Source organism: Pseudomonas lijiangensis, from assembly GCF_018968705.1.
Classification (GTDB): domain Bacteria; phylum Pseudomonadota; class Gammaproteobacteria; order Pseudomonadales; family Pseudomonadaceae; genus Aquipseudomonas; species Aquipseudomonas lijiangensis.
Genome location: NZ_CP076668.1, coordinates 2,951,326 through 2,966,883 on the forward strand (window position 1 = coordinate 2,951,326; position 15,558 = coordinate 2,966,883).

A 15,558-nucleotide genomic window follows, 5' to 3' on the forward strand; every position below is an offset into this window, starting at 1 on the left:
CGGAGTCTCCTTAGTTGACCTTCACTTGACCGCTGCCATCCAGGCGCGCGGCGAAACTGACCTGACGCTTGAAACCATCAACTTCCAGCAGGCCTTCGATACTGAAGGACAGGCGAAGCTGATCGTTGTCACGCGGCAGGGAAATGACACGCACGTTGCTCAGGCGCGGCTCGTAGGCTTCGATGAAGCTTTCGATGGCCAGGCGTGCCTGACTCAGGGAGTCGTGCAGGCTCAGGCGCATGTCATTGAGATCGGGTAACCCGTAATCGGACAGCGTTTGCACGCTGCCCGCACGGGTGCTGAGCATCTTGGCCAGATGGGCAGCCACGGACGACATGGCGGAAACCTCGCGGCTCCATCCAGCACGTTGATCCGCGTCGCCACTCAGGCGCTCGAAAAGGCTGCCGTATCCGGTCATGAGTCGCTCCTTACTCTTTGTCCAGCTTGCCAACCAGCGACAGGGTGAAATCGGCCCCCATGTACTTGAAGTGCGGACGCACGTTCAGGCTGACGCGGTACCAGCCCGGCTCCCCTTCTACATCGCTGACGATGATCTGGGCAGCGCGCAGTGGGCGACGGCCACGGACTTCGGCGCTCGGGTTTTCCTGGTCGGCCACGTACTGGCGGATCCACTTGTTGAGTTCCAGCTCGAGGTCGGTACGCTCTTTCCACGAACCGAGTTGCTCGCGCTGCAGCACTTTCAGGTAGTGAGCCAGGCGGTTGACGATCATCATGTACGGCAGTTGGGTGCCGAGCTTGTAGTTCAGCTCTGCTGCCTTGCCTTCTGCGCTGATGCCGAAGAACTTCGGCTTCTGCACCGAGCTTGCGGAGAAGAACGCCGCGTTGTCGGAGCCTTTGCGCATGGTCAGGGAAATGAAGCCTTCCTCGGCCAGTTCGTATTCACGACGGTCGGAAACCAGAACCTCGGTAGGAATCTTGGTTTCGATTTCGCCCATGCTTTCGAAATGGTGCAACGGCAGGTCTTCAACAGCACCACCGCTCTGCGGGCCGATGATGTTCGGGCACCAGCGGAACTTGGCGAAACTGTCGGTCAGCTTGGTGCCGAACGCGTAGGCCGTGTTGCCCCACAGGTAGTGCTCGTGGCTGTTGGCGACGGTTTCCTTGTACACGAACGATTTGACCGGGTTTTCTTCCGGATCGTACGGGTTGCGCAGCAGGAAGCGCGGCACGGTCAGGCCAACGTAACGGGAGTCTTCCGACTCACGGAAGCTCTGCCATTTGGCGAATTGCGGGCCTTCGAAGTGATCTTTCAGATCCTTGAGGTCCGGCAGACCGGTGAAGCTTTCCAGGCCGAAGAATTTCGGGCCGGCAGCGGCAATGAACGGTGCGTGGGACATGCAGGCTACGCTGGAGACGTACTGCATCAGCTTCACGTCAGGGGAGCTTGGAGACATGTAGTAGTTGGCGATGATCGCGCCAACCGGCTGTCCACCGAACTGACCGTATTCAGCGGTGTAGATGTGCTTGTACAGGCCCGACTGCATCACTTCCGGCGAATCTTCGAAGTCGTCCAGCAGGTCGTCCTTGGAGACGTTGAGGATTTCGATCTTGATGTTTTCACGGAAGTTGGTGCGATCGACCAGCAATTGCAGACCACGCCAGGACGATTCCAGGGACTGGAAGTCAGGGTGGTGCAGAATTTCGTCCATCTGACGGCTGAGCTTGGCATCGATCTCGGCGATCATGCGGTCAACCATGGCCTTCTTGACCGGCTCACCGTTGTTCTGCGGCTTGAGCAGTTCTTCGATGAAAGCAGACACGCCGCGCTTGGCGATGTCGTAGGCTTCGTCGTCCGGTGTCAGACGGGTTTCGGCAATGATGCTGTCGAGAATGCTGTACTCGCCGCTCTCGTTGCTCTTTTGCTGTGCTGCGCTAGTGCTCATTGTGTTGGCTTCCTTGACTGATAGAGGCTCAGGCTTTCGGGGCTTCGGCGTTCAGGCCCAGCTCACCGAGTACGCGACCGCGGGATTCGTCGTCGGCGAGAACGCCTTCGATGGCTTTGCGGAACGCAGGCGCGTTACCCAGCGGACCTTTGAGGGCCACCAGCGCGTCGCGCAGTTCCATCAGTTTTTTCAACTCGGGTACTTGCTCGACCAGGCTGGCCGGGTTGAAGTCCTTCATCGAGTTGACGCGCAGCTTCACGGCCAGCTCTTCGTTGTCGCTTTCTTCCTGAAGGCGGTTCGGCACGCTCAATGTCAGACTCAGCTCTTGCTTTGCCAGCACTTCGTCAAACGTCATTTTGTCGATGCTGATCGGCTTGCGATCTTCGATCTTGCGTTCGTCCTTGCGGTGCGTGTAATCACCGATTGCAAGTAGCTTCAACGGCAGTTCGATCTCTTCCTGTGCACCACCGGTGGCAGGTTTGAAAGTGACGTTAATGCGTTCCTTGGGGGCTACCGAGCCTTCTTTGGCCATGGCTTTTCTCCTTGCGGTTGTGGCCCTGGGGCCTATTCGAGTACCACTTCGAGGTCGAGGTGGCACAGCCTGCGATAAATCTCTTCCTTGCGTTCACGCACTGCATGGTTCTGCGGCAACAACTCGCAGCAGCTATGCAGTAAATGCAGCACTTCCAGCGCAAGATCGGGCTCCCAGGCGTTCAGGCCTGAGTCCTGTAATGTTTGGTCGAGTGTTTCGAGCTGAGTCCTGGCCAGTTCGTATTTCTTGGCCATGAAGCACAGCCGCGCGAGTGCGAACTGCCAGAAAAACTTTACCCGTCCGCCGTTGGCGCTCTGCAAGCCCTGCTTGAGGATCTGCACGGCAGCCTTGAGGCCTTCCTTGCGCAGAACCGGCATGACATCTTCGAGGGCCTGTTCCCAGGCCGGCTGGGTGTCGGCAACTTCAACCTTGCGCGGCGCACTGGCAGTCTGCAGGTGCGGCATCACATGGGCGCTGATCCAGGCGCGGGTGTTCGGATCGGCAAACGGTGCGCCGTCGTGGAAACGCAATTCGATAATGCCGGGCAGACGCTGGATCAACAGCGCAAAGTGGATTTCCACTTCACGCATGGCCAGTTCGGCGTTCAGGGCCTGCAAGCATTCCCAGACCATCCGCTGGCCATCGAACCAGAATGGCGCCTTCGTCAGGCTGGCCTCCAGTTCTACCAGCAGGTCGGCATATTTGCCCTGGTCGTAACGATCCTGATAAGCCTTGAGTTTGTCGGCCGGCAGCCCGCGCAGCGCGGTGATCTGCTCCGCATTGCGCTCGGGAACCGCATCTATCGGCAGCCACAGCAGCGTGCGACTGAGGCGCAAAGCGCGCAAGTCACTGGCTTTCTGCTTGAGCCACCAGGCGCACAGCGGACGTGCGTTTTCCTGTTGGGCACGCAGGGCCTTGTGCGCCTCCTTCTCATTGTCGATTGGCGCACCGGGCGTGAATAACTGGGTAGCGGCCTGCTTGACCTGAGCAACCGCTGCACCCACCACGCCAGGTTCCGGCTGGTTGTCGGCAGCGCGCTGAACCATGCTTTTAAGGCGGCGGGAGAGTGGCAACAGCAGCGGAGCATCATCGCCCAGATGTTTGGTGCACGCATTGTCGAGACCTTCAAGGTGCTCGACCAGACGGCGGAACAGAGGCAGTTGCTCTTTGATGGCAACGTTTTCGTTCAAAACCTGCTCAAGGCGTGACACCAGCCAACTGATGCCAGCGGCACGAGTACGCGCCTTGCTCGGGAAAACTTCGGGCCAGTGATTCTCGCAAAGGTGGTGTAAAAGCCCGAGGCCTGCCAACAAACCCTGGAAGGATTCTCGCTGATAAAGGGACCAGGTCAGCCAGGCACCTACGCGCAAATCCTTGGACTGGGTACGAAGGAGAGTTTCACTGTTTTCGCGAATTTTCAGCCAGTCGATCTGACCGCTTTCGTGCATGGATTGGGCTTTGTTCAGCTCGCTTTCCAGAGCCTCATACTCGCTTGAAAAGCGAACGTCCTCGCCCGCAAAGCTTTCGGTGGAAACCGGTGCCTTTGCGAGTTCGAGGTAATGAGCCGAAAGCTTACTTGAATATGACATCCATGACCTTCAATTACGATCACATCCAATGTAGCCATTACAACTGCAATGGCATTAAGACAGCGCGAAGTGGTCGCGACCCCCGATTTAATTGAGAATCGCACCTTCTGAGGGCGTGGATCTTACTCACCGTGATGGCCACTAGCAAGTACTTAAACAGCAAGACGAAACTTCTTTATGTTTTGTAGGGATTTTCTTAAAACACGAGAACTAATGATGTCAGCCTGATGTCTCACACCTCCACCTCAGTGCCGCCAGCGCGGGATGAAACCACTCTCTGCAAGGATGAGAGCCATCATGTAAAGTGATGGCAATTGGCAATCACCCATATATCAACAGTGCCCACCACTAACTCTTGCGACTATTATTTGTATGCGCGGGAACTAATGATATCAATATGATGTCGCACCCATCCCCGCACTTGGCAATATGCAGATAAAACATGTGCCGTAGTTATGACTGAATGTCATTACCGGATGAATACATACAAGAAGAAGGTAATGAAAAGACCATCATCAGGGTTACCCGGAGATGTCTAGGGGTATTTCCCCATTGCTGTGCATGCGTACATACACAGCAATGGGAAAAGAAAGGATTGATGACGAATCGGGTTATTCCTGACTTCCTCCAACCAGTGTCTGCACTCTCAAGACCTTGTTACCTGCCGTCACGTAAGCCCAGTGCTGTGAACCCGCCGAGCAGAATGCAAGGTTGCCGGTATCTTCTGCAGCCACCTGCAATTTCCCCAGCAGTTCGCCTTTTGGCGAGAACACCTGGATACCTTCTTTGCTGCTGCTCCAGACATTACCCTTGGCGTCGACCTTGAGGCCGTCGGGGATACCCGGAGTGATTTCGGCAAATGTCCGGCCATTGCTCAGTGCGCCCTTGTGCACCTGATAGACCATGATCCTGTGGGCCAGCTTCGGGTTCTTGAAGTCGTGGGCCAGTTGCGAATCAGCCACGTAGAGCAGGCTTTGATCAGGCGAAAAGGCCAGGCCATTGGGTGAATGAAGGCCCGGTGTCTTGAGGCGCGTCAGCTCCTTGAGCTGCGGGTTATAGCGATACAGGTACTCGCCGCCCTGCTCCGGCTTTCCTCCGTAACTCTCTGCCTTGTTCAAGACGCCAAAGGTCGGATCGCTGAACCAGATATGGCCGCTCTTGTCGACGATGACATCATTCGGGCTGTTCAGGCGTTTCCCCCTGTATCGCTCGACCAGAGTTTGCCATTTGCCATCCTTTTCCTGACGCACGATTGCCCGTTCGCCATGGGAGGCTGCAACCACGCGCCCCTCGGCATCCAGTGCCCGCCCGTTCTGATAGTGGGCAGGGTCCAGCAAGGTCGTGACGCCGCTTTTCTCGTCCCAGCTCATGACCTTGTTCGCCTTGACGTCACTCCAGAGCAGGCGACCATCGGGCAGGCACAGCGGGCCTTCTGCCCACTTTGCTCCGTCGGTGAGCATTTCCACCTTCGCACCGGGCTCGACCAGCGTGGAAAACGAAGGGTGGGTGGCAACCACCGTTATAGGCGAAGCCGCATCCGCAGCCATGATCTGGCTGGTTGCCAGGAGTGAGCTGCCCAATAGCAACAGGGACGCTTTCTTTCGTAATTGCCGCATATTCCGTCCTTATATGAAGATACGTACGAGGCAGGTTTGACGGTAATCGGCGGCCGAAGTTTATTCCCGATATTTATTGACTGCGTAACAGCCTCCAGACGGCGATGCTCACCAGACCGATCAGGGCGCAAGCTGCGAGCAGAACCAGACTGTGTGATGAGCTGAAAGCCTGCTGCCCGGCCAGAACGAGTTGCTGCACCTGATGCCCGCCCAGCGCCTTGGCCGCCATCATCGTTTCGCCGATCGAGCGCCCTGCTGTTTCGGCGATACTCGGGGGAAGACCATCCGGCAGACGGATCGATCTCTCATAGCTGGACGTCAGAATGATTCCGAACACCGTGATACCCAGCCCCGAGCCAAGATCATAACTGGTCGCCTCCAGAGCTCCGGCCGAGCCGGCTTTCTCGACGGGTGTATTGCTCATGATTGCGACTGAAGACGCGGTCATGCCAACGCTGAGCGCCAGCCCGAGTGTCGCCAGGATGAAAATGACCATCACACCGTTGCTGCCCAGGTCTGCAAGCGCCAGCCCCAACAGCGATGCGGCAGAAACCAGCAGAGAAAAGCTCGCCACCCGCCTCAACCCGATCGCCTGAAGAGTCATGCCTGCCAGTGGCCCGCCGACTGCGGAGCCGATCATCAGTGGCAACATGAAAATGCCAGCCTCCAGAGGCGTTTGCCTGAGCACGAATTGCAGTTCCTGAGCGAGCATCAACTCAACCCCGGCAAGCGCTCCCATGACCACCAGCGACATGACAACACCTGCGCTGATCGCCGGGACAGAAAACAGGCTCAAATCAAGCATCGGGTCGGGCGAGCGCAGTTGCTTGCGTGCAAACCAGCACAGCATCAGGATGCCGAATGTCAGGAAGAGAGTCGTCATCAACAGGGAGCTGCCTGTCCTGAAAGCCGACTTCAGGCCATATACCGTTGCCATGATGCCGAGGATCAGAATAAGGGCCTGGCCTATGGACCACTTTCCGTTACTGCCTGCCGATAGCAGACGCACCGGGATATAGGCCCTCACCAGAGGCATGACAACAAGCATCACCGGCACGTTTATAAGGAATACTGCGCCCCACCAGAAATGCTCGAGCAGCACCCCGCCAGCAAGCGGTCCCAGGGCAGCTCCTGCGGAAGCGACTGCACCCCAGATGCCCAATGCCATGGCCCGCTCACCTTCATCCTCGAACGTCTGGCGAACGATGGCCAGGGTGCATGGCATGACCATGGCAGCGCCAAAAGCCATGAACGCACGTGCCCCGATCAGGGCCTCGGCACTCGGAGCAAATGCCGCAAGCACCGACCCCGTGCAAAAGATGCCAAGCCCCAGCAGCAACATGCGCCGATGGCCGACTCTGTCGGCGAGTGTCCCCATGGGGATCAACAGACTGGCCATCAGCAGCGGATAAATGTCGATGATCCACAGGACCTCGGTACCGTTTGCCTGCAGGGCAATGGAAAGCGAGGGGACTGCCACATGAAGAATGGTCAGATCCAGTACGATCGGCAGGAAAGCCATCATGACCGCCAGCAATACCAGCCAGCGGTTTAAAGTTCTACCCGACATATTCTTCACCTGCCGAGCCGCGCTGTGCTCTCTCACGCAACCCCATGATCAGGACAAAAAACACCGGCACGAAAAGCACGGCCAGCGTTGCAGTGAGCATCCCGCCCATGACGCCGGTCCCGATGGCCTGCTGACCAGCCGAACTGGCCCCCGAGGCGAACGCCAGTGGCACAACCCCGAAGATGAACGCCAGGGATGTCATCACGATGGGCCGCAGCCGCAGACGAGCCGCCCGGATACTGGCCTCGACCCTGCCCATGCCTTGAGCATGAAGACTCGTCGCGAACTCAATGATCAGGATGGCATTCTTCGCCGAGAGCCCGATGATGGTGATCAGCCCGACCTTGAAGAAAACGTCATTGGGCATGCCGCGCAAGGTAACGGCCAGCACCGCGCCGATAATCCCGAGGGGCACCACCATCAAGACTGCCGCAGGAATCGCCCAGCTTTCATAGAGCGCCGCCAGGCACAGAAAGACCACCAGCATCGACAGCCCGAGCAGCAGCGGCACCTGGCCGCCGGATATGCGCTCCTGCAAGGAAAGTCCCGCCCACTGTAGGGCAAACCCTGAGGGCAGCCCCGAAGCCAGACGCTCCATTTCCTCCATTGCATCACCGGTGCTGTGCCCCTGCGCAGGCTCGCCGGACAGACTGATCGCCGAGTAGCCGTTGTAGCGAGTCAGCTGTGCTGGCCCTTTCGTCCACTTGATAGTGGCGAATGCGGAAACAGGCACCATGCGCCCCTGACGGTTTTTGACTTCCAGGCGCAACAGGTCTTCAACCTGCTGCCGACGGTCTCCCTCGCTTTGCACGATCACCTGCTGCATGCGGCCAAGGTTCGGGAAGTCATTGACGTAAGCTGAACCCAGTGAGGTCGACAGCACGCTGGCGATATCCGAGAACGAAACACCCATGGCGTGGGCCTGCAAGCGATCCACATCGATGTTGATTTGCGGGGTTTCCGCCAGAGAGGCTTCGCGCACGTTTTGCAGAACCGTGCTCTCGCCGGCTCGACGCAAAAACTCGTCACGAGCCTGTCGCATCGCGTCATACCCTTGAGAACTGCGATCCTGCAACCAGACCTCGAAACCGCCCGATGTGCCAAGACCTTCAACGGGCGGTGGCAACAGACTGAAGACCATGGCGTCCTTGAGACCTGAAAAAACGGCAGTTGCCCGGTCGGCAATGGATTGCGCGGAATCCTGAGCGGCTCGCTCGGACCAGTCTTTCAGCGTGGTAAAGGCAAGCGCAGCATTCTGCCCGCTACCGGAAAAGCTGAAGCCGAGAATCATCACGGTATTGGTAATACCGGGTTCCCGGGTGTTATGTGCTTCGATCTGCCTAGCCACTTCAATGGTGCGTTGCTGGCTGGCACCTGGCGGTAATTGAATATCGGTGATGGTGTAACCCTGATCCTCCATTGGCAGGAACGATGACGGCAGACGGGCAAACAGCAGCCCCATGATGCCTGTCAGCAATAGAAAGATGACCATGTAGCGCCCAATGCGCCCTACCGCCTTGCTCACCAGATTTTCGTAACCCTGACTGGCTTGCTCGAAACGGCGGTTGAACCAGCCGAAAAAACCTTTCTTTTCGTGATGCGAGTTTGCAGGTATCGGCTTGAGCATCGTGGCGCACAGAGCCGGTGTCAGGCTCAGGGCCAGAAACGCCGAGAAAACGATGGCAACGGCCATGGAAATCGAGAACTGCTGATAAATCACCCCCACCGAACCCGACATGAATGCCATGGGAATGAAGACCGCTGTCAGCACCAGGGTTATACCGATGATGGCGCTGCTGATTTCCTCCATGGCTTTGCAGGTCGCTTCTCTGGGTGAAAGCCCTTCCTGGGCCATCAGTCTTTCGACGTTTTCCACCACCACAATGGCATCGTCCACCAGAATGCCGATTGCCAGCACCATGCCGAACAGTGTCAGCACGTTGATCGAGAAGCCGAGCACATACATCACGGCAAAGGTGCCCATCAGGGCGACAGGCACCACAAGGGCCGGGATCAGGGTGTAGCGGATGTTCTGCAGGAACACGAACATCACGATGAACACCAGCACCATGGCTTCGATCAGGGTGTGAATGACCTTGGTGATCGAGACTTTCACAAAAGGCGACGTGTCATAGGGAATGTCGTATTTCACACCCGCCGGAAAGTAGCGCGAGAGTTCGTCGAGCTTTTGCTGCACCAGTGTCGCGGTGCTCATGGCATTGGCTGCCGGCGCCAGTTGCACACCGACGGCCACCGATGCCTTCCCGTCCAGGCGGGTGGCGAAATTGTAGTTCTGGGCACCGACTTCAACCCGGGCCACATCGCCGATGGTCACGGTTGAACCGTTGGTGTTCGACTTGAGCACAATGGCGGCAAACTCCTGAGGCGTGCTCAACTGCCCCTTGACCATGACGGTAGCGGTCAGCTCCTGATCCGTCGAAGACGGCAAATCACCAATGCTCCCCGCCGCAACCTGTATGTTCTGCTCGGCAATAGCCTGGCTGACATCCGCCGGAGTCAGATTGAACGCCACCAGTTTCTGCGGATCGATCCAGATACGCATGGCACGTTCCGAGCCGAACAACTGGGCCTTGCCCACGCCTTTCAGGCGCTTGAGTTCGTTGATCACGTTGCGTGTCAGGTAGTCGCTCAGCGCAATCTCGTCCAGACGGCCGTCCGTGGAGGTCAGCGTCGCGATCATCAGGAACCCGGCGGAGATTTCTTCCAGCTGAAGGCCCTGCTGACTGACCGCACGAGGCAGACGCGGCTCGATGACTTTCAGACGGTTCTGCACATCGACCTTGGCCAGCTCGGGGTTGGTGCCCGGCTGAAAGGTAATGGTCATGGTCGCCGTGCCCTGGCTGCTGCTGGAACTGAAATACAGCAAATTGTTGACGCCGTTCAGCTCCTGCTCGATCAGGCTCACCACGCTCTCATCGATGCTATTGGCGGACGCGCCAGGGTAAGTGGCCGTCAATTCGAGTTGAGGCGGCGCAACGCTGGGGTATTGAGCCACTGGCAGCCTGGGTATTGCCAACAGGCCGGCCAGCACGATGAACAATGCGATGACCCAGGCAAAAACCGGCCGGTCGATAAAGAACTGCGCCATTACTTCTGCTCCTGAGCCAGGGCGTCTGCGCCCTCTTCCTGCACGGTGACCGCACTACCCGGCTGCACATGTTGCAGCCCGGAAACGATGACCTGGTCACCGGCGTTCAGACCGTTCTTCACGATCCAGCGATTGCCTTGTACGCTGCCCAGCTCAATGCTCCGCTCCAGAACCTTGCCCTCATCCACAATAAGGACCAGGGCCTTGCCTGCCGCATCACGTTGTACGGCGCGCTGAATGACGGTAATGCCTTGTGCCGTGCGAGCCTGATCAAGCTGGACGCGGATGAAACTGCCGGGCAGCAGCTCATTTTTCGAGTTGGGAAACTCACTGCGCAGCGTGACCTGACCGGTGCCTTGGTCAACAGTCAGGTCGGAAAACAGCAGCGTCCCCTTGTGCGGATACGGGCTGCCATCTTCCTGAATGAGTGTCGCGGTAATCTGTCCCGGCTCAAGCTGCTGCAATTCGCCTTGCTGCAACGAGCGACGCAGCTCGCTTATCTGGCGGGTGGACTGATTGATGTCGGCATAGATCGGCTGTAACTGCTGGATGGTTGCCAAAACAGTGGCATCGCCCTGCCCGACCAACGCGCCTTCGGTAACCAGCGCCTTGCCGATTCGCCCCGAGATGGGCGCAGTGACGGTTGCATAATCGAGGTTGAGTCGGGCGCGCTTGAGCGCAGCACGGGTCGAGGCGACATCGGCCAGGGCCTGCTGGAAGCTGGCGCGAGCGTTTTCGGCGTCCTGACGACTGACGGCACTGATCTTTGTCAGCTCGGCATAACGCTCGGCCTGCAAGCGAGCCTGATACTCCGTCGCCTGAGCCTTGCGCAAAGCCGCTTCGGCGCTTTCCAGATCGGCCTGAAAGGGCGCGGGATCAATGCGAAAAAGCACATCGCCCTGCCTGACATCGGAGCCTTCACGGTAAACCCGTTGCAACACGATCCCGGCGACCCGGGCACGGACCTCGGCAACACGCGGCGAAACCAGGCGGCCATTGAGTTCAGTGGTGATGATCAGGGGATGCGTCTTGACTCTTTCCACCTTCACTTGAGGTGGCATGTCTGGCTCAGCCGTTGGCTTGCCACAGGCAGTCAGTGCGGCAAGAGCGACGCACAGCAGTAAATGACCAGGATCGAGACGGAATAAAGACGGCATTGTGGCGTTCCCCTGAAGATCACGCCATGCTAAAGACTGCTTCCGGAACGCATGTAAACAAGTGTTGGGAAGATGTTAATAAGTGTTAAGGCTTTGCTCGTATCCGGCAGGCCTTGGTTATGCTTTCCCTCTTTGCACAAATGGCCTGAACAATGACCAGGATTATGCTTGTCGAGGACGACATTGCGCTGGCAGAACTGATCGCAAGCTATCTCCAGCGCTTTGAATACGATGTCTCGATCGTCAACCGCGGAGATCGTGCGCTTGAAGGCATGCATCGCTTGCGTCCCGACCTGGTCATCCTCGATCTCATGCTGCCGGGGCTCGATGGTTTGCATGTCTGCCGACAGTTGCGGGACGAAAGTCCCGCTCTGCCTGTCATCATGCTCACGGCCCGGAACAAGAACGACGATCAGATTCTCGGCCTGGAAACCGGTGCCGATGACTACGTTGCAAAACCCTGTGATCCTCGCGTGCTTCTGGCGCGGATCCGCACGCTGTTGCGGCGCAGTCTGTCTGCCGAAACTCGTCACGATGCCCAGCAGATTGTCCTGGGGCGGCTCTTGATCGATCTGGCTGAGCGCCAGGTGAAATGGCGCGACCAGGATGTAGAGCTTTCTTCCGGGGAGTACAACCTGTTACTGGTGCTTGCCAACCACGCGGGCGAAGTATTGAGTCGCGATCAGTTGATCCAGCAGTTGCGTGGCATCGAATTCAACGGTATCGATCGTTCGGTCGATGTCGCCATTTCCAAGTTGCGTCGCAAGTTTGAAGACAACCCCGCCGAGCCTCGCAGAATCAAGACGGTCTGGGGCAAGGGTTACCTGCTCAGTCGCTCGGAGTGGGACGAGTAACAGGCCGGTTTCACGAACATTCCGCACTTCCCTGCAAAAGATAATGGATCGCCATGTTCAAGATGCTCGCTCGGCTTTACCTGATCATGCTGGTGACCTATGGCGTCGCGCTGTTTGCGATCCCGGAGATTGTGCTGAGCTGGTTCAATCAGCAAACCATCACTTATAACCAGGATCAGGCCAAGGGTACGCTGAGCCAGATCAGGAAACGCTTCAACCAGACACCGCAAGAAGCCTGGCCAGCGCTGGAAAACGAACTGCGGGCCGATTTTGCCCCGTCTCGGTTGAGGCTTGTCTCCATAGACGATCCTGGCCTGTCGGAGCATGAGCGCACCGCTCTCAAGCAAGGCCTGAATGCTGTGCGTTCGGACAATTATGGCGAACTGGGCACCGCGCTAACCCTTGTTGCACCGGATACGGTTGTCGAGCTGATAGCGCCCGATGCGCCTGTCGATATCAACATCATGTACTGGCTGATCAATATTCTGATCGGTGCCGCATTGCTGGCCTGCCTGCTGGTATGGATCTGGCCTCACTGGCGCGACCTGCAACGACTCAAGCGTACGGCGATGACCTTGGGCAGCGGCAATCTGGCGGAGCGAACGCAAATCTCACCGCGCTCGAACATTGGTGATCTGGCCCAGGTATTCGACAAGATGGCTCAGGATATCGAAGGCCTGCTCAATCAGCAGCAGGAGCTCTTGAATGCGGTATCCCATGAATTGCGTACCCCCTTGTCGAGGCTGGAGTTCGGCATGGCGCTGGTCATGGCCGATCCCCTGGAGGCACCGACAAGGCTGCGTCTTGAGCAGATGGTGGGCCACATCCGGGAGCTGGATTCCCTGATCGATGAGCTGCTCTCCTACACTCGCCTGAAATCACCGAACCAGCGTCCGCAGCCCGAAGCGATGCCATTGCAGACGTATCTGGACAGCGTGCTGGGTGGCTTTATCGATGAACAGGAAAACAAGGGGTTCTCGTTACTGCTGTGCCTTGAGGATGCCGCAGGGCACTTTGCCCTTGATCCTCGTCTGACTGCACGCGCCCTGCAGAACCTTGTCGGCAATGCCATTCGATACTGTGACAAGGCGGTGCGAGTCAGTGCCAGGCTGACAGAGCAAAGCCTCGTCATAAGTGTCGAGGATGACGGGATTGGCATACCTGTCGCCGAGCAAGAGCATATATTCGAGCCGTTCTATCGACTGGATCGAAGTCGCGATCGTGATACGGGTGGATTCGGTCTGGGGCTTGCCATCAGTCGTCAGGCCATTGAATGCCAGAATGGCAGGATAACCGTCGACTCATCGCCACTGGGAGGCGCAAGGTTCGAGATATTTCTGCCAGCCCGGAAGGCTGGCTGAATATTCATCGTTTACAGGTCAGGCACTGTGCAGCGCCTTGCCTTTGACCTGAGTAATCGCCTTGTCCAGGGCAACCTGGAAGACCTCGACCAGCACATCGATTTCTTCGGCCTGGATGATCAACGGCGGCAGGAAGCGCACGACCGCTCCGTGACGTCCGCCCAGCTCCAGAATGACACCCAGGTGCAGGCATTGGCGCTGAATGGCCTGGGCCAGTGCGGTATCTGCTGCTGGCACACGACTGTCGCCCGGCGTGTCGCTGACGATTTCCACGCCGACCATCAGGCCACGACCGCGAACCTGGCCCAGACATGGGTAATCGCTCTGCAACTGGCGCAGCGAACTCATCAGGCGCTGGCCCATGACGTCGGCATGCCCCGGCAGGTTTTCGCTGATGATATGGCGCAGGGTTGCAGCACCCGCCGCCATGGCCATCTGATTGCCGCGGAATGTGCCCGCGTGGGAACCGGGTTTCCAGGTGTCCAGTTCTTCCCGGTAAACCACCACGGACAATGGCAGACCACCGCCAATGGCTTTGGAAAGCACCAGGATGTCGGGCTCGATGCCCGCATGCTCGAAAGCAAAGAGTTTGCCGGTACGACCGATGCCGGTCTGCACTTCGTCGATGATCAGTGCCACGCCATGTTTGCGGGTCAACTGACGCAGGCCCTGAAGCCAGCGCACCGGCGCGGGTATCACGCCGCCCTCGCCCTGCACGACTTCGACCACGATGGCCGCGGGAGGCAGTACGCCTGACTCCGGGTCGCCCAGCAGTTGTTCGATGAAATGCAGCCCGGCATCGATACCCGCTTCACCGCCAATGCCGAACGGGCAGCGGTAGTCGTAGGGATACGGCAGAAACTGCACGTCGGCCATCAAAGAACCCAACGCCTGCTTCGGCCCCAGATTGCCCATCAGGCTCAAGGTGCCCAGGGTCATGCCGTGGTAGCCGCCGGAGAACGACATGATGGGTTTGCGCCCGGTGGCGATACGCGCCAGCTTCAATGCTGCCTCGATGCCATCGGCACCGGTCGGGCCACAGAACTGGATGCGCCCATGGCGGGCAAAGTTTTCGGGCAGCGCAGCAAACAGGTCTTCGACAAAACGATCCTTGACCGGTGTCGTCAGGTCCAGGGTATGCAGAGGCAAACCGGAATCCAGCGTCTGGCGCATGGCTTCGATGGCGACCGGATGGTTGTGGCCCAAAGCCAGAGTCCCCGCGCCTGCCAGGCAGTCCATGAACAACTGACCTTGAGTATCGCGCACATAAAGACCATGAGCTTCCTGCAACGCCAGTGGAATGCGGCGCGGGTATGAACGGGCATTCGACTCGCGTGCAGCCTGACGCTGCAAGTACTCATTGGTGTTCAGTTGACGGGGTGCCTGCTGACGAAACTGCTCCAGTGTGAAGGTTGCACTGGAGGCCTGGCGGGGCTGGACGCTTTCCATATTGAATCCCTGAAATTGAAAACACGGTCGCAGGCGATCAGCCCTGCCCTTGTACCTGCATGGCCTGACGCAGGCTCAGCGGGCGCATGTCGGTCCAGACTTTCTCGATGTAGCTCAGGCATTCTTCCTTGCTGCCCTGTACATCGAGGGTGCGCCAGCCTTGGGGCACACTGCGATAGTCAGGCCAGATCGAGTACTGTTCCTCATCATTGACTACAACCAGAAAGCGCGTATCCGGACTGTCCAGACTCATTGTTTTTCTCCTTGAACAAGATTTTGATACATTCTCGACACATTACTACGAATGGTAGCAATTCTCATTAATATTTTATTGCAGATATACCTGTCGCTGTTGCCGATAGCCGGGATGAACAGTCGCAAGACACTGACGGCCTGTTTATACTTTCAGCCCTCTGA

At 57.9% G+C, this 15,558-nt stretch carries 12 protein-coding genes; 2 read left to right on the forward strand and 10 right to left on the reverse strand.

What is annotated here, in order from left to right; genetic code table 11:
- Positions 1 to 10: 10 nt before the first annotated feature.
- From tssE to KQP88_RS12480, 8 genes are all read right to left on the reverse strand, one after another.
- Positions 11 to 418: a type VI secretion system baseplate subunit TssE gene (gene tssE, locus KQP88_RS12445; protein WP_198726434.1), complete on the reverse strand. Its 408-nt coding sequence runs from the start codon at positions 416 to 418 to the stop codon at positions 11 to 13.
- A 10-nt stretch (positions 419 to 428) separates the two neighbouring features.
- Positions 429 to 1,904, reverse strand: a complete 1,476-nt coding sequence (gene tssC, locus KQP88_RS12450) for a type VI secretion system contractile sheath large subunit (RefSeq protein WP_025260185.1) — start codon at positions 1,902 to 1,904, stop codon at positions 429 to 431.
- A 28-nt stretch (positions 1,905 to 1,932) separates the two neighbouring features.
- The gene (tssB, locus tag KQP88_RS12455) at positions 1,933 to 2,436 is read right to left on the reverse strand and encodes a type VI secretion system contractile sheath small subunit (RefSeq protein WP_198726432.1); all 504 of its coding nucleotides are present in this window, start codon (positions 2,434 to 2,436) and stop codon (positions 1,933 to 1,935) included.
- A 32-nt stretch (positions 2,437 to 2,468) separates the two neighbouring features.
- Positions 2,469 to 4,025 (reverse strand): type VI secretion system protein TssA, encoded by a 1,557-nt coding sequence (tssA, locus tag KQP88_RS12460; RefSeq protein WP_198726429.1) that lies wholly within the window; start codon positions 4,023 to 4,025, stop codon positions 2,469 to 2,471.
- A 611-nt stretch (positions 4,026 to 4,636) separates the two neighbouring features.
- Positions 4,637 to 5,641, reverse strand: a complete 1,005-nt coding sequence (locus KQP88_RS12465; RefSeq protein ID WP_216703180.1) for an SMP-30/gluconolactonase/LRE family protein — start codon at positions 5,639 to 5,641, stop codon at positions 4,637 to 4,639.
- A gap of 73 nt (positions 5,642 to 5,714) precedes the next feature.
- Positions 5,715 to 7,211 (reverse strand): MFS transporter, encoded by a 1,497-nt coding sequence (locus tag KQP88_RS12470; protein WP_216703181.1) that lies wholly within the window; start codon positions 7,209 to 7,211, stop codon positions 5,715 to 5,717.
- Positions 7,201 to 10,320, reverse strand: coding sequence for an efflux RND transporter permease subunit (locus KQP88_RS12475; protein WP_216703182.1), 3,120 nt, complete (start codon positions 10,318 to 10,320; stop codon positions 7,201 to 7,203). The genes KQP88_RS12470 and KQP88_RS12475 overlap by 11 nt, the downstream gene beginning before the upstream one ends.
- On the reverse strand, positions 10,320 to 11,477 hold the full coding sequence (locus KQP88_RS12480) for an efflux RND transporter periplasmic adaptor subunit (RefSeq protein ID WP_216703183.1): 1,158 nt from the start codon (positions 11,475 to 11,477) through the stop codon (positions 10,320 to 10,322). Before KQP88_RS12480 ends, KQP88_RS12475 begins: the two co-directional genes overlap by 1 nt.
- A 152-nt stretch (positions 11,478 to 11,629) precedes the next feature.
- Here KQP88_RS12480 and KQP88_RS12485 point away from each other — a divergent pair, with 152 nt between their 5' ends.
- Positions 11,630 to 12,331: a response regulator gene (locus tag KQP88_RS12485; protein ID WP_216703184.1), complete on the forward strand. Its 702-nt coding sequence runs from the start codon at positions 11,630 to 11,632 to the stop codon at positions 12,329 to 12,331.
- A 53-nt stretch (positions 12,332 to 12,384) separates the two neighbouring features.
- Complete coding sequence (locus KQP88_RS12490) at positions 12,385 to 13,692, forward strand: ATP-binding protein (protein WP_216703185.1); 1,308 nt, start codon at positions 12,385 to 12,387, stop codon at positions 13,690 to 13,692.
- Between the two features lie 18 nt (positions 13,693 to 13,710).
- On the opposite strand, the gene KQP88_RS12495 is transcribed toward KQP88_RS12490, so the two are convergent.
- Positions 13,711 to 15,141 carry a diaminobutyrate--2-oxoglutarate transaminase gene (locus KQP88_RS12495; protein WP_216703186.1) on the reverse strand — a complete coding sequence of 477 codons (1,431 nt, stop codon included), beginning with the start codon at positions 15,139 to 15,141 and terminating at the stop codon, positions 13,711 to 13,713.
- Between the two features lie 37 nt (positions 15,142 to 15,178).
- Positions 15,179 to 15,394 carry an MbtH family protein gene (locus KQP88_RS12500; RefSeq protein WP_198726413.1) on the reverse strand — a complete coding sequence of 72 codons (216 nt, stop codon included), beginning with the start codon at positions 15,392 to 15,394 and terminating at the stop codon, positions 15,179 to 15,181.
- Positions 15,395 to 15,558 lie beyond the last annotated feature (164 nt).

Bases quoted from the DNA above. Each gene is read 5' to 3' on its own strand.
- tssE (WP_198726434.1), bottom strand. From the start codon at position 418: ATGACCGGATACGGCAGCCTTTTCGAGCGCCTGAGTGGCGACGCGGAT.
- tssC (WP_025260185.1), bottom strand. From the start codon at position 1,904: ATGAGCACTAGCGCAGCACAGCAAAAGAGCAACGAGAGCGGCGAGTAC.
- tssB (WP_198726432.1), bottom strand. From the start codon at position 2,436: ATGGCCAAAGAAGGCTCGGTAGCCCCCAAGGAACGCATTAACGTCACT.
- tssA (WP_198726429.1), bottom strand. From the start codon at position 4,025: ATGTCATATTCAAGTAAGCTTTCGGCTCATTACCTCGAACTCGCAAAG.
- KQP88_RS12465 (WP_216703180.1), bottom strand. From the start codon at position 5,641: ATGCGGCAATTACGAAAGAAAGCGTCCCTGTTGCTATTGGGCAGCTCA.
- KQP88_RS12470 (WP_216703181.1), bottom strand. From the start codon at position 7,211: ATGTCGGGTAGAACTTTAAACCGCTGGCTGGTATTGCTGGCGGTCATG.
- KQP88_RS12475 (WP_216703182.1), bottom strand. From the start codon at position 10,320: ATGGCGCAGTTCTTTATCGACCGGCCGGTTTTTGCCTGGGTCATCGCA.
- KQP88_RS12480 (WP_216703183.1), bottom strand. From the start codon at position 11,477: ATGCCGTCTTTATTCCGTCTCGATCCTGGTCATTTACTGCTGTGCGTC.
- KQP88_RS12485 (WP_216703184.1), top strand. From the start codon at position 11,630: ATGACCAGGATTATGCTTGTCGAGGACGACATTGCGCTGGCAGAACTG.
- KQP88_RS12490 (WP_216703185.1), top strand. From the start codon at position 12,385: ATGTTCAAGATGCTCGCTCGGCTTTACCTGATCATGCTGGTGACCTAT.
- KQP88_RS12495 (WP_216703186.1), bottom strand. From the start codon at position 15,141: ATGGAAAGCGTCCAGCCCCGCCAGGCCTCCAGTGCAACCTTCACACTG.
- KQP88_RS12500 (WP_198726413.1), bottom strand. From the start codon at position 15,394: ATGAGTCTGGACAGTCCGGATACGCGCTTTCTGGTTGTAGTCAATGAT.